Below are 13,906 nucleotides of genomic sequence, written 5' to 3' on the forward strand. Positions count from 1 at the left end.
GGGTCCGGCGACTGACGCAGGTTCGCGAACTGACGCGAGTCCGGCGACTGACGCAGGTTCGCGAACTGACGCGAGTCCGGGGATTGACGCGGGTCCGGGGATTGACGCGGGTCCGGGAGTGGTCGTGGGGGTGGAGGTGGTGGGTTGGGGTCAGGAGGCGCGGAAGCTCCGGAAGGTGCGGCCTGGGTAGCTGTGGAAATTGTTGGCCGGTTCGAGCGACGCTGTACCGGTGCAGTTGGAGGTCGTGTAGAGGTAGATGTCCTTGTTGCTCCAGTTGAACAGCGAGCCCGGAGCGAACGGCAACACCGTGCAGCCGGTGCTCGGGTCGGAGTACTGGACGGAGTTGCCGCTGAAGGCGGTGGTTTCGTAGAAGCACGCGATGCCGGGCCGGCACTCGAACGCGGCCGAAGCCTTGGCGGGTGTTTGAGCGGATGCCGGCGCGACGAGGCCGAGCGAGATGGTCGCGGTTGCTGCGGCGGCGAGGGCGAGACGAGATTTCACACGGTCCTCCGGGAAGATGGGCGGTTCCCTGACACCGGAGAGTTTATGGATGACGCGTCACTAAAGCGGTTCGGTCCGGCGCGCCGCGGCGTCAGCCGACGGGTTCGCGGCGTGGGATGAGCCGGCGCTTGGGCTCTTCGCGGTCGATCCAGTCCAGGTCGTCGGACAGCACCGCGTCGTTGCCGCGGTCGTCGTACGGGGAGGGCGGCGGTGGGGGCGGCGGCAGCGCGCGGATCTTGAGCGCGACCATCGGGATCGCCAGGAGCACCGCCAGCACGAACCACGGCCAGTACTCCCTGAGCAGCGGCTCGAAAGTCTGGAAGAACGCGTCCGTCCCCGCGTCGGCGACCTCGTCCGTACTACGGCCCCTCGCCTGGGTGATCGCCTGCGCGCCATCCACCACGGCGAACGACGCCACGTAGACCGCTGCCAAAGGCACCCAGTAGTACGCCGAACGCCACCCGCGCCGCCAGCACGCGACGTACAGGAGCAGGGCGAGACCGACGGCGACCAGCAGGCCGTTCAGTTGCCACAGCCACCGCCAGGTCTCCAGCTCGGAGGCAGGGCGCAGCGCGTACCACGCGACCGGCACGGCGAGGGCGAAGGCGGCGACCACCGAACTACGGGTGCCGAGGGCCCCGAAGAGCCCACCGATGGCACTTGCGACCAGCAGCGCGGGCAACAATCCCTTGGCCGACAGGAGATTCCCGCTCAGCCACCAGGTTCCGCCGGCAACCACGAGGACGAGTGGCACCACGATCCGGATCCGGCGGATGAGCAGCCCGGCCACCACTCCCCCGGCGAATCCGCCGAGTACGAGCAGATCGATCCGGGCCGGCACGAACATGGTCGAGCCGTCGGGCAGCGCGTTCAGGTACGTCGGCGCGAAGCCGAGCACGAACCAGACGATCACCGCCGCAGGCACCGACCACAAGTAGCGCATGACACCTCGTTCCGGCCCCGGGCGGAGGGGCCCGGGATCAGTGCTGTGCTCGCTCGACCTTGCTCTTCAAGGTCTCCGGGTTATCGACGGTAGCCCCCTCGGACCGCAACCACGCGTCAAGACTCGCCCGATCCTGCAGAGACATCACGGCGACCACGTCACCGGGCTGCGCCTCGCCGACCAGCGCCTTGGCCGCGTCGAGCTCGCTCGGGAACGCCGGTACGTCGTCGACGCCGACCGAACTGGTGCCTTCGCGGAACACCGCCTCGAGCTCCTCCGGCGGCCGGCCGCGCAGGTAGTCACCCTTGTGCCCGATCACCACCCGGTCCGCGCCGCGGGCACCGATCGCGCCCATCGCGGTCACCATGTCGTCGGCCCGGTCACCCGGCGAACCGAGCGCGAGCAGCAGCCGGGCACCCGGCTCACGGACGCCGTTCATGATCTCCAGCAGCGCCTCGAGCCCCGCCTCGTTGTGGGCCAGGTCGATCACCACGGTGAAGTCGCGGATGGAGTACATGTTCATCCGGCCCGGGTTGTTCTCGCTCGGCGTGAACGTGGTGAGTCCCTCGATCACCGCGCTGCGGGACAGGCCGAGCCCGAGTGCGGCCGAGGTCGCCGCGAGCGCGTTCTCGACGTTGTAGTGCGACAGGCCGGACAGCGTCATCGGGACGTCCACGACCTTCAGCAGCGGCTCGGCGTCGCTGGAGTTGTCGAGCACGGTGATGAACCCGTCCAGCACGGTGGTCGCGCGGCCGCCCTCGTCGAGCACCGTGCGGATAGACGGCGAGTCGGGGTCGCGGGAGAACACCCAGCATTTGGCAGGCGACCCGAGCCGCATCCCGAACGTCCGCGGGTCGTCGCCGTTCACGACGCACCAGCCGCGCGGCCTGGTGATCTTGGTGACGACGGCCTTCACCTCGGCGAGCTGGTCTACGGTGTCGATGCCCCCGAGGCCCAGGTGGTCGGCCGTGACGTTGGTGACCACCGAGACGTCGTTGTAGGCGACGCCGATCCCGCGCCGCAGGATGCCGCCGCGGGCCGTCTCGGTGACCGCCAGCTGGACCCCCGGCTGGGAGAGCACCTGACCGGCGCCACTCGGACCGGAGAAGTCGCCGTACTTGACGAGCTCGCCGTCGAAGTACACGCCGTCGGTGCTGGACCAGCCGACGTGCAGCCCGGCGGCCCGGCCGATGTGCGCGATCATCCGGGACGTCGTGGTCTTGCCGTTCGTGCCGGTCACGGCGACCACGGGGACCTTCGGGCGCAGGGTAGGCGGCGGGTCGCCGGCCGGCTCGTTGCGGACCCGGTCACCGACGGAGGCGACCAGTTCGGGCAGCTCGTCGGCGCCGAACGCGTCGACGACGTCGACGATCGCCTGGCCGAGCGCCCGGGCGCGGCCTTCGTGCGCCCACGGGAACGCGACGACCAGCCGGTGCACGTCCGACTCCGAGCGGACCCGGACGCCGATCCGGCCGATCCCCGCCTCGCGGGCGATCCGCCGGACGATGTGGCCGACCACCCGTACTGCGAACCGCTGCCGGAAGCCCGACCCGATCCGGCCCGGCCGAGTGGTGCCCAGGCCGAGCGCCGAGGCGTACGCCTTCGCGGCCGGCGCCGGGGCGTCGATCAGCGCGGTGAGGTCGAGGGTGAGTTTGACCGCCGCGCGGCTGAAGTAGAGGTTGGCTCCGTCCAGGACACGGAGCTCCACCAGGGACGTGGACAATTCAGGCACCCATCGCGTGGTAACCGCCGTCGACGTGGATGATCTCGCCGGTGGTGGAGGGGAAGAAGTCGCTGAGCAGGCCGACGATCGTCTTGCCGGTCGGTTCGAGGTCGGACGGGTCCCAGCCCAGCGGGGCGCGGTCCAGCCACGGCTCCTCGAACTTCTCGAAGCCCGGGATCGCCTTCGCCGCGAGCGTCTTCAGCGGACCGGCCGAGACCAGGTTGCAGCGGATCCCCTGCGCGCCGAGGTCCCGCGCGAGGTACCGGGAGGTCGACTCCAGCGCGGCCTTCGCCACGCCCATCCAGTCGTACCCCGGCCAGGCGACGGTGGCGTCGAAGGTCAGCCCGACGATGCTGCCACCCCGGCTCATCAACGGGGCGCAAGTCACCGCCAGAGACTTGAGGCTGTACGCCGAGACGTGCACGGCGCGGGACACGTCGTCCCACGGACCCTCGAGGAACTTGCCGCCGAGGATCGTCTCCGGGTTGCCATAGGCAATCGAGTGCACCACGCCGTCCAGGCCGTCCACGTGCTCGCGGATCGCGTCCGGCAGGGCGGCCAGATGCTCGGCATCGGTGACGTCCAGCTCCAGCACGGGCGGTTCGACCGGCAGCCGCTTGGCGATCCGCTTGGTGATGTTCAGCGCGCGGCCGAAGTTCGAGATCAGCACGGTGGCGCCTTGTTCCTGCGCCACCTTGGCCGTGGCGAACCCGATCGAGGAGTCGAGCGTGACGCCCGCGACCAGGATGCGCTTGCCGTCGAGGATGCCCACGGGCACTGCCCTTTCTGGAAAATGTCGAGCTGGGAGGGGTGGTACGGAGGGCGGGGCTAGTGGCCCATGCCGATGCCGCCGTCGACCGGGATGACCGCACCGGTGATGTAGCCGGCCTCGTCCGAGGCCACCCAGCGCACCACCTTGGCGACCTCGTCGGTCAGGCCGAACCGGCCGAGCGGGATCTGGCTCAGGTACTGCTTCTGGGTCTCCTCGGGCAGCACCGCGGTCATGTCGGTCTCGACGAAGCCCGGGGCGACCACGTTGGTGGTGATCCCGCGGCTGCCGAGCTCACGAGCCATCGACCGGGCCATCCCGACCAGGCCGGCCTTGCTCGCGGCGTAGTTCACCTGACCCGGCGAGCCGAGCAGGCCGACGACGGAGGAGATGAAGACGATCCGGCCCCGGCGCAGCCGCAGCATGCCCTTGGCGGCGCGCTTGGCGACCCGGAACGAGCCGGTCAGGTTGGTCGCGATGACCGCGTCCCAGTCCTCGTCGGTCATCCGCAGCAGCAACGTGTCACGGGTGATGCCGGCGTTGGCGATCAGCACCTCCACCGGGCCGTGCTCGGCCTGGATGGTGTCGAACGCGGCCTCCACCTGCTCGCCGTCGGTGACGTCACACTTCACGCCGAGGAAGCCCTCCGGCGGTTCCCCGCTGCGGTAGGTGACCGCGACCTGGTCGCCGGCCTCCTTGAAGGCCGTCGCGATGGCGAGTCCGATGCCCCGGTTCCCACCGGTGACGAGTACCGATCTGGCCACGAATCCCTCTCCTCACAGATATGTACGGCGCCGTCGAGGGCGCTGCCGCACGAACGGTATCGCCCGCACCCGCCCGTACCGCGAACCGGGCGGGCCCGGGCGGTTCGCGCTACGCCCGGGCGTGGTTCGCAGTACGGCGTTATCAGCGGTACGGCGTGGTCCGGCGGACTCCGGGGATCAGGAGTCCTCGAGGCGGAAGCCGACCTTGAGACCCACCTGGTAGTGGTCGATCGCGTTGTCGACGATGTGGCCGCGGACCTGGGTCACCTCGAACCAGTCCAGGTGCCGCAGCGTCTCGCCGGCCCGGGTGATCGCGTTCGTGATCGCCTGGTCGACGCCCTCCTTGGACGTGCCGACGATCTCGGTCACGCGGTAGGTGCGATCCGTCATTGAAGTTCCCCTTCGCCTGGGTGCGCCACCGCTTCCGCGGCGGCGTACCGTTGGGTGTTGGTGAGGAGGATAGATGCCGCGACGCCGTGACAAGGCCGACGAGACCGTCATCTCGGTGACGAGTGCTCAGCCCGGCCGGTCCGAGGATCTGGACAGCAGGATCGTCCGCTACGCGTGGATGATGTCGTTGCGCATCGTCTGCTTCGTGCTCGCGGTGCTGACCCCGTCGCCCTGGCGCTGGATGTTCATCGTCGGCGCGGTTTTCCTGCCGTCGGTGGCCGTCGTGCTGGCCAACGCGCGACGCACCTCGAAGGTCACCGGAGCGGCGGTCTACGTGCCGCCGGCCCGGGGCGAACTGGGTCCCGATCTCGACACCGAAAAGTGATCCGCGCCGGGACTGGATTCTCAAGACTGATCCGTGTCAGAATCTCCCGCGTGCTCTGAAGTTCACTGATGGAATTCAGAGACTTGATGCGGCGTCGGACGGCTCCCCCCGTGGCTGTCCGACGTCGCTTCATTTTGTCCAGGCTATTGATAATTGAGTGGTCAGGAACAATTGCCTGCACTGACAGGAATGCCCCCGGGAGACCTCACTGATGACTGAAGAAGAGCTGCCGTCCGTCTGCTCTGCAAAGGGATGCGGCAAGCCGGCGACCTGGGCCGTGCGCTGGAACAACCCGAAGATCCACACCCCCGACCGGCGCAAGACCTGGCTGGCTTGTGACGAGCACAAGGAGAGCCTGTCGGACTTCCTGGCGCGGCGTTCTTTCCTGCGCGAGGTAGAGCCTTTCGAGGCCTGAAAGTCCGCCTCGGCGCGGTCTGCTGTGTGTTAGCGACGCAGGTTACAGCTGAAAAAGTAAATTTCCGGTTCAGAAAAGGGGCGGTGGTCGATGGGCCAGCCCCCGGGGGTCAGCCGCCGATGGCCGACATCGGCCGGGCCGGCTGCAGGAAGCTCGGGTCGGCGATGCCGTGGCCGGGCAGTTTGCCCCGCATCGCCTTGCGCCAGCGCTCCGCCAGGTCCTCGTCGTCGGCGCCTGCCCGCAGCGCGGTCCGCAGGTCCGACTCGGTCCGCGCGAACAGGCAATCGCGGACCTGACCGTCGGCCGTCAGCCGCACCCGGTCGCAGTCACCGCAGAACGGACGGGTGACGGAAGCGATGATGCCGACGGTCGCCGGACCGCCCTGGACGGTGAAGGACTCCGCCGGAGCGCTGCCGCGGGTCGCCGCGTCGACCGGTTCCAGGCCGAAGCGCTCGCCGAGCATCTCCAGGATCTCGTCGGCGGTGATCATCGTGTCCCGGCTCCAGCCGTGCTGCGCGTCCAGCGGCATCTGCTCGATGAACCGCAGTTCGTAGCCGTGGTCGAGGCAGAACTGCAGCAACTCCGGCGCCTGCTGGTCATTTACGCCGCGCATGAGGACCGCGTTCACCTTGACCGGGGCCAGGCCGGCGTTGTGGGCCGCCTCCAGTCCGTTCAGGACGTCCTTCAGACGGTCCCGGCGGGCCAGTTGCTGGAAGGTGTCCGGCCGGATCGTGTCGAGGCTCACATTCACCCGGTCCAGGCCGGCCTCCTTGAGCGCCTCCGCCTGCCGGGCCAGCCCGATCCCGTTGGTCGTCAGGGACACCTCCGGCCGGGGGTCCAGTTGCGTAGTACGGGCGACGATGCCGACCAGGCCGCGGCGGAGCATGGGTTCACCGCCGGTGAAGCGGATCTCGTCCACGCCGAGGCGGGTGACGGCCACCGAGACCAGGCGGACCACCTCGTCGTCGGTCAGCAGCTCGGGCTTGGCGAGCCAGTCGAGCCCTTCCTCGGGCATGCAGTAACTGCAGCGCAGGTTGCACCGGTCGGTCAGGGAGACTCTCAGATCGGTGGCAACCCGGCCGTGGTTGTCGGCGAGGCCGAGCGTCGTACTGGGCATTGTCACAGACCCCAGACTACGTGGCCCGGGCAGCCGAGCGCGGGGCGTTCCGGTGGATGGCTTAAGTTCGAAGGGTGCCGAGAACGCCGCGTCGTCTGTTGAATCCCCGGTGGATCGCCGCCGCGTTGGTGATCCTGGTCCTTGCCGGGGTCTGTGTGCAGCTCGGCCGCTGGCAGCTGCACCGGCTGGATGAACGCAAGGCCCGCAACGAGGTCACCCGCAGCAATCTGGCCGCTCCCCCGGCCCCGCTGGCCGAGATCGTCGGACCGGAGCGGGTGGTCGGCGAGCAGCATGACTGGCGGACCGCTGTGGTCACCGGGCGCTACGACGCCTCCAAGCAGGTCGTGATGCGCTACCGCAACGTGGAGGACCGCCCGGGGTTCGAGATCGTCACGCCGTTGGTGCTGGCCGACGGCAGCGCGGTACTGGTCGATCGCGGGTTCCTGCCCCGGCAGGGCGCGGAGCTGGCCCCGGGCAACGTGCCCGCCGTACCGTCCGGCGAGGTGTCCGTGACGGGCCGGCTGCGGCGCAGCGAGCGCGGCGGACACACCAGCGGCGGTACGCCGGTCGACGGCACCGCGCGGCTGATCAACGGGCCGGAGTTCGCGTCCGCTCTGGGGCTCACCCTGTACGACGGGTACCTGACCGTGGATCGCCAGATGCCGGCGGCCGATCCTGCCTTCGGCGGGTTCCCCGGTCCGGAGATCGACGACGGGCCACACTTCTTCTACGCGCTGCAGTGGTTCTTCTTCGCCCTGCTGGCCGTCGGCGGATTGGTCTACTTCTCCAGACAGGACGTCAATGGTGACAAGTCAGAAGGCGGCAGCCGGTCAGACGGCACGTCCGGCGGAACCGGCGGCGGGGACGGAACCGGCGGCGGGGGCGGAGCCGGCGGCGGCTCCGGCGGAGAAGGCGGCTCGGGCGGAGAAGGCGGCGGGGTCGGCGGAGAAGGCGGGATCGGCGCGGGTGCGGCCGGCGGAGGTGGGGTCGGCGGAGAAGGTGGATCCGAGCCGGCGACAGTCACTGCCGGACCGGCGGATCGAGGACTACGCGCTGATCGGGGACCTGCAGACGGCGGCCCTGGTCTCGACTGACGGCTCGATCGACTGGCTCTGCTTCCCGCGGTTCGACTCCCCCGCATGCTTCGCCGCACTGCTCGGCACCGACGACAACGGCCACTGGCGGCTGCGCCCTCGCGACGGCGACGCCAAGTGCAGCCGGCACTACCGCGGTGACACCCTCGTGCTGGAGACCGAGTGGTCCACCCCGACCGGCTCGGTCCGGGTGCTCGACTTCATGCCGCCCCGTGACGAGGCGCCCGACGTGGTCCGGATCGTCGAGGGCATCAGCGGCACCGTGTCGATGCGGTCGGAGCTGCGGCTGCGGTTCGACTACGGCAGCGTGACCCCGTGGGTGCGGCGGCTCGACGGCCAGATCGTGGCGGTCGCCGGTCCCGACGCGGTCGCCCTGCGCAGTGACGTGCACCAGTACGGCCGGGACTTCGCGACGTACGCCGATTTCACCGTCGGCGCGGGTGATCGCGCGTGGTTCGTGCTCACCTGGCACCAGTCGCACCAGCCCGCTCCCGAACCGACCGACGCACTCGGCTCGCTCGAGCCCACCGAGAGCTTCTGGACGGAGTGGATCGGCCGCAGTACGGACGCGGGCGAGATGGCCGAGGAGGTGACGCGGTCGCTGCTGACGCTGAAGGCGCTCACGTACATGCCGTCCGGCGGCATCGTCGCGGCGCCGACCACCTCGCTGCCCGAGTCGCTAGGCGGCCGGCGCAACTGGGACTACCGGTTCTGCTGGCTGCGCGACGCGACCATGACGCTGGCGGCGATGCTCCGCTCGGGTTACACCGAGGAGGCCCAGGCCTGGCGCGACTGGCTGCTCCGGGCCATCGCGGGAGCACCCGCCGACCTGCAGATCATGTACGGCGTCACGGGCGAGCGCAGGTTGACCGAACTCGAGGCCGGGTGGTTGCCCGGGTTCGGCGGTTCCCAGCCGGTACGGATCGGGAACGCGGCGGCCGACCAACTGCAGATCGACGTGTTCGGCGAGGTGATGGATGTGCTCGCCCTCGCCCGGGAGACCCAGACCGGGCCGAGCGAGGAAGCCTGGTCGGTGCAACGCGGGTTGATGCGGCACCTGAGCGAGGTCTGGCCGATGGCGGACGAGGGCATCTGGGAGGTGCGCGGCGGACGCCAGCAGTTCACGTACTCGAAGGTGATGGCATGGGTGGCGTTCGACCGGGCGGCCCGGGCTGTCGAGCGGTTCGGGATGGGCGGTCCGGCCAAGAAGTGGCGCGCCACGGCCAACGAGATCCACCGCCAGGTCTGCGCCGAGGCGTACGACGCCGAGCGGAACACCTTCACGCAGGCCTACGGGAGCAAGGCGCTCGACGCGTCGACCCTGCTGATCCCCCAGGTGGGCTTCCTCCCGCCGGACGACCCGCGGGTGATCGGCACGGTCGAGGCGGTCCGCAAGGAACTAGCCGTCGACGGCTTCGTCCGCCGCTACCTCACCGAACACGTCGACGACGGTCTCCCCGACGACGAGGGGGCCTTCCTGATCTGCTCCTTCTGGCTGGCCGACTCCCTCGCCTTGATCGGCCGCACCGGTGAAGCCCGCAACCTCTACGAGAAGTTAGTTGCCCTCCGCAACGACGTGGGTCTCCTCTCCGAGGAGTACGACCCCGTCGCGAAACGCATGCTCGGCAACTTCCCCCAAGCCTTCTCCCACCTGGGCCTGGTAAACACCGCCTGGCACCTAACCACCTCAGACCACACTCCCCTCCGCCCTTCCGCCTACTAACCCCGCACCCCCCGGCAGCTCACAACTGCAGGCCGGCTCACCCCAGCCCGGCACCCCGTAGTACCGGCAAGCCGGCCACGGCATCAACTGCGGCGAGGGGTGCTGCTTGCCTTCGGCCACCAGTCGGACGACGTACGGCGTGTCGGGGAATTGGTGGGTGAGGACGTTTGGTGACGGTGGGAGGGGCGTGTGGTGGTCGAGACTGGCGTCCGAGTGGTGAGATCGATGCCACAGGGGGCGATGCGGCCGGGAGCGGGAGTGGGGCGGGTGAGGCAGGATGGGTGCGTGGACCTTGGACTGCGTGATCGCACCTATATCGTCACGGGCGCCAGCGGCGGCCTCGGATTCGCTACGGCTAAGGCTCTTGCCGATGAGGGCGCGCGGCTGGTGATCTCAAGCCGGAACGAAGAGTCGATCTCACGAGCCGCCGCGGAACTGGGCGAGAACGTCGTGGGCATATCGGTGGACAACGCCGATCCGGAGAGTGCTGAGCGACTCGCCGCTACCGCCATCGCCAAGTGGGGCGCGTTGCATGGGGCACTGATCAGTGTGGGCGGGCCTCGGCCCGGTACCGCGCTGGAGACGGATGAGGACGACTGGCGGGCGGCGTTCGACAGCGTGTTCCTTGGTGGGCTGCGGATCGCGCGGTCGGTGGCGCGCGCGGGCTCGGAGGGTACTTCGATCGCGTTCGTGCTCTCGTCGTCGGTGAAGTCGCCGATTCCCGGGCTGGCGATCTCCAACGGGTTGCGGCCGGGGCTCGCGATGGTCGCGAAGACGCTGGCCGACGAGCTCGGGCCGAACGGGATCCGGGTCAACGGGCTGATGCCGGGACGGATCGCCACGGATCGGCTGAAGGAACTGGACGGGAAGAGCGGGGACCCGGACGCCGCGCGGCGTGCCTCGGAGAAGACGATCCCGTTGCGGCGCTACGGGAATCCGGAGGAGTTCGGACGGGTGGCCGCGTTTGTGCTGTCGCCGGTCGCGTCTTACGTGACGGGAGCGATCATCCCGATCGACGGCGGGGCTTTGCGGACCTTCTAGGTTCTTTGTGGTTTTGGTTTGTGGTTGGGGTAGCTCGCAGACCGGCTGATCGTCGGCGGAGCGCCCTACGTAGCTTCCCGTGGCGCCGGAGGTCAGTCCTTGGGGCGGTCTCGGTCTTTGGAGGGTTGGACTCGTTTGGGTTCGCCGGGCATTTTGGGGTATTCGGGGGGATAGGGGAGGTCGGCTTCGCCCAGGTCTCGTTCGTGTTTGGCGGAGAGGTCGAGGAGGGAGTCGAGGGAGAAGGCCTTTTCGGCTACTGCGGCGTGGAGGTCACCGACCTCGGCGAAGCGGGCGGGCATGGTGAGGACGTCGAAGTCGTCGGGGACCACGTCGTCGAGTTCTTCCCAGCGGAGGGGGGCGGAGACGCGGGCTCTGGCGTTGGGGCGGACCGAGTAGGCGGAGGCAATGGTTCGGTCGCGGGCCATCTGGTTGTAGTCGATGAAGACTCGTTCGCCGCGTTCCTCCTTCCACCAGTTGACGGTGACCTGGTCGGGCAGGCGGTGCGAGAGCTCGCGGCCCAGGGCGATCACCGCGCGGCGGGCTTCGACGAAGGTCCAGCGGGCTTCGATGGGCACATAAACGTGCAGACCGCGGCCGCCGGAGGTCTTCGGGAAGCCTTCCAAACCGTGCTCGGCCAGGAGTTCGCGGAGGGCCGGGGCGACGGCTACCGCGCTCTTGAAGTCAGTACCGGGCTGGGGGTCGAGGTCGATCCTCAGCTGGTCGGGTGAGTCGAGCTCAGGGCGTCGCACCGGCCAGGGGTGGAACGTCAAGGTGCCGAGGTTCACCGCCCAGGCGACGACGGCCAGTTCGGTCGGGCAGACCTCGTCCGCCGGCCGGCCGCTGGGGAACTTGATGGTCGCCGTCTCCACCCACTCGGGAGCCCCCTTGGCGACCCGCTTCTGGTAGAACGCGTCGCCCTTGTTGTCCATCCGGGTGGACAGCTTCGCGCCCTCGAACCAGCCGCCGGGCCAGCGCTCCAGCGTGGTCGGGCGGTCCCGGAGCGCGCCGAGGATGCCGTCGCCGACCGCGACGAAGTAGTTCACGATGTCCAGCTTGGTCAGTCCACGGTCCGCGAAGTACGGCTTGTCCGGGTTGCTGACCCGGACCGTCCGCCCCGCGATGTCCAGCTCGATTGCCTTGGTCGCCGCCATGGCGCGACGCTACCGCCCGGCTCGGACCAAAAGAGCGCGAGCGCGCGGGAAAGGCAACTTTTCCCAACCTCTGGCCACCCTAGGTGACCGAGCGGTAACGTTCCAGCACCTCGTTCCTGGGGCGTGAGGCCCCCGGGACACTCTTGAAGGAGCACGAGGATGAACAAGTCCGCCCTGCTCGCCGCTGCCACCGCAGTGGCGACCGCAACCGCTCTGGGGTTCACCGGGGCCAGTACGGCCACCGCCGCGCCCAAGGCAGACCCCGGCCCGACCCCCGCCGCAGCGGTCGCCCGGGCCAAGGCAGCGATCACCGAGAACCTCGGCACGCTGCGAGCCACCGGCGCCGACAAGTTCGCGGTACGGGACGTGATCGTCGACCAGGACGGCTCCAGCCACGTCCGGCTGGACCGCAGCATCGGCGGCCTGCCGGTACTGGGGGGCGACGTCGTGGTCCACCAGGCCAAGGACGGAGCGTGGAAGGGCGCCAGCCTGACCCTGAGCCGCTCTGCCGACGTCAGCCGTATTCCGAAGGTCTCCGTGGCTCAGGCCACCGCCAAGGCGCTCACCGGTGGCCTCAAGGCCGAGGGAAAGCCGTCTCTGGTGATCGAGGCCCGCAAGGGCGCCCCGCGACTCGCCTACCTGGTCACCAGCGGCGGGACGCAGGCCGACGGCACCCCGAGCCACGTGACCACCACGGTGGACGCGCTGACGGGCGCCAAGCTGGTGAGCGAGCAGCACATCCACACGGCGACTGGCGACGGCAAAAGCCTGTACTCCGGGACGGTGCCGATCGACACTTCCACGGCGACGGGTGGCTTCACGCTGACGGACGCGGTTCGTGGCGGAGGAACGACCCTCGACGCCCAGAACAAGACCGACTCGATCCTGTGTCAGCTGTTCGGATTCGGATGCCCGGTGGCGGCCAAGTTCACCGACGCCGACAACCACTGGGGCAACGGCCTGAACACCGACCGGGCTTCGGCCGCGGTGGACGCGCACTACGGTGCCGCGACCACGTTCGACTACTACAAGAACATCCACGGCCGGAACGGCATCTTCAACAACGGCAAGGGCGTCCCCAGCCGCGTCCACTACGGCACGAACTACGTGAACGCCTTCTGGGACGGCAAGAAGATGACGTACGGCGACGGTGACGGCGTGGTCGCCGGACCGCTCGTCTCGATCGACGTGGCCGGCCACGAGATGTCCCACGGCGTCACCTCGGCGACCGCGAACCTGACGTACTCCGGTGAGTCGGGCGGCCTGAACGAGGCCACCAGCGACATCTTCGGCACCATGGTCGAGTTCTACTCGAACAACGCCAACGACCCGGGCGACTACTACATCGGCGAGGAGATCATGAAGGACCGCCCGGCGTTGCGGTACATGGACAAGCCGAGCAAGGACGGCAACTCCGTCGACTGCTACTCCTCCGGCGTCGGCAACCTGGACGTGCACTACTCCTCCGGCGTGGCGAACCACTTCGCCTACCTCGCCTCCGAGGGCAGCGGCGCCAAAACCATCGGCGGCCTGCCGCACAACTCGACGACCTGCAACGGCAGCACCGTGACCGGCATAGGCCACGAGAAGGTCGCCAGGATCTGGTACCGCGCGCTCACCACGTACATGACCACCGGCACCACCTACGCGCAGGCCCGGACCGCGACGCTGAACGCGGCCACCGACCTGTACGGCGCGGCCAGCGCCGAGCGCGCGGGTGTCGCGGCGGCCTGGTCCGCGGTCAGCGTGAACTAGCGCCTCTTCTGCTCCGCGGTGGAGGTGTATCCGGCTCCTCCATCGCGGAGCGAACCCCGGCCCGCGACGAGCGGACCGGTCGCGAGCGTCGCCGGTCCTGTCCCACTGGGGCGGACAGGACCGGCGATCAAACGT

At 69.2% G+C, this 13,906-nt stretch carries 14 protein-coding genes; 6 read left to right on the plus strand and 8 right to left on the minus strand.

Features of this window, described 5'->3' with window-relative positions; translation table 11 throughout:
* Positions 1-150: 150 nt before the first annotated feature.
* From EV648_RS37410 to EV648_RS37435, 6 genes are all read right to left on the minus strand, one after another.
* Positions 151-501 (minus strand): peptidase inhibitor family I36 protein, encoded by a 351-nt coding sequence (locus EV648_RS37410; protein WP_158294177.1) that lies wholly within the window; start codon positions 499-501, stop codon positions 151-153.
* Between the two features lie 91 nt (positions 502-592).
* Positions 593-1,444: a hypothetical protein gene (locus EV648_RS37415; RefSeq protein WP_132300362.1), complete on the minus strand. Its 852-nt coding sequence runs from the start codon at positions 1,442-1,444 to the stop codon at positions 593-595.
* A gap of 37 nt (positions 1,445-1,481) precedes the next feature.
* Positions 1,482-3,176 carry a Mur ligase family protein gene (locus EV648_RS37420; RefSeq protein ID WP_241995995.1) on the minus strand — a complete coding sequence of 565 codons (1,695 nt, stop codon included), beginning with the start codon at positions 3,174-3,176 and terminating at the stop codon, positions 1,482-1,484.
* Complete coding sequence (gene fabI, locus EV648_RS37425) at positions 3,169-3,939, minus strand: enoyl-ACP reductase FabI (protein WP_132300364.1); 771 nt, start codon at positions 3,937-3,939, stop codon at positions 3,169-3,171. Before fabI ends, EV648_RS37420 begins: the two co-directional genes overlap by 8 nt.
* A 56-nt stretch (positions 3,940-3,995) precedes the next feature.
* Positions 3,996-4,700, minus strand: coding sequence for a 3-oxoacyl-[acyl-carrier-protein] reductase (gene fabG, locus EV648_RS37430; protein ID WP_132300366.1), 705 nt, complete (start codon positions 4,698-4,700; stop codon positions 3,996-3,998).
* A gap of 177 nt (positions 4,701-4,877) precedes the next feature.
* Positions 4,878-5,090 (minus strand): dodecin, encoded by a 213-nt coding sequence (locus EV648_RS37435; protein WP_132300368.1) that lies wholly within the window; start codon positions 5,088-5,090, stop codon positions 4,878-4,880.
* Between the two features lie 73 nt (positions 5,091-5,163).
* Here EV648_RS37435 and EV648_RS37440 point away from each other — a divergent pair, with 73 nt between their 5' ends.
* The gene (locus tag EV648_RS37440) at positions 5,164-5,475 is read left to right on the plus strand and encodes a DUF3099 domain-containing protein (protein WP_132300370.1); all 312 of its coding nucleotides are present in this window, start codon (positions 5,164-5,166) and stop codon (positions 5,473-5,475) included.
* Between the two features lie 211 nt (positions 5,476-5,686).
* Entirely contained in the window at positions 5,687-5,890 is a 204-nt protein-coding gene (locus EV648_RS37445; RefSeq protein ID WP_132192360.1) for a hypothetical protein, read from the plus strand.
* Positions 5,891-5,999: 109 nt separating this feature from the next.
* Here EV648_RS37445 and moaA read toward each other — a convergent pair whose 3' ends face one another.
* Entirely contained in the window at positions 6,000-7,007 is a 1,008-nt protein-coding gene (gene moaA / locus EV648_RS37450; protein ID WP_132300434.1) for a GTP 3',8-cyclase MoaA, read from the minus strand.
* A gap of 74 nt (positions 7,008-7,081) precedes the next feature.
* Between moaA and EV648_RS37455 the strand changes: the two genes are divergently transcribed.
* The 3 genes from EV648_RS37455 to EV648_RS37465 all read left to right on the plus strand — a co-directional run bounded on the left by EV648_RS37455 (position 7,082) and on the right by EV648_RS37465 (position 10,865).
* On the plus strand, positions 7,082-8,101 hold the full coding sequence (locus tag EV648_RS37455) for an SURF1 family protein (protein WP_241995996.1): 1,020 nt from the start codon (positions 7,082-7,084) through the stop codon (positions 8,099-8,101).
* Entirely contained in the window at positions 8,007-9,824 is a 1,818-nt protein-coding gene (locus EV648_RS37460; protein ID WP_241996000.1) for a glycoside hydrolase family 15 protein, read from the plus strand. The genes EV648_RS37455 and EV648_RS37460 overlap by 95 nt, the downstream gene beginning before the upstream one ends.
* 285 nt (positions 9,825-10,109) lie before the next feature.
* Positions 10,110-10,865, plus strand: coding sequence for an SDR family oxidoreductase (locus tag EV648_RS37465; protein WP_132300374.1), 756 nt, complete (start codon positions 10,110-10,112; stop codon positions 10,863-10,865).
* A gap of 92 nt (positions 10,866-10,957) precedes the next feature.
* On the opposite strand, the gene ligD is transcribed toward EV648_RS37465, so the two are convergent.
* The gene (ligD, locus tag EV648_RS37470; RefSeq protein ID WP_132300376.1) at positions 10,958-12,016 is read right to left on the minus strand and encodes a non-homologous end-joining DNA ligase; all 1,059 of its coding nucleotides are present in this window, start codon (positions 12,014-12,016) and stop codon (positions 10,958-10,960) included.
* A 159-nt stretch (positions 12,017-12,175) separates the two neighbouring features.
* On the opposite strand from ligD, the gene EV648_RS37475 reads away from it, so the two are divergent.
* A complete protein-coding gene (locus EV648_RS37475; RefSeq protein WP_132300378.1) occupies positions 12,176-13,771 on the plus strand; it encodes a M4 family metallopeptidase in 1,596 nt (531 codons plus the stop codon).
* Positions 13,772-13,906 lie beyond the last annotated feature (135 nt).

The organism is Kribbella sp. VKM Ac-2568 (assembly GCF_004345365.1).
Classification (GTDB): domain Bacteria; phylum Actinomycetota; class Actinomycetes; order Propionibacteriales; family Kribbellaceae; genus Kribbella; species Kribbella orskensis.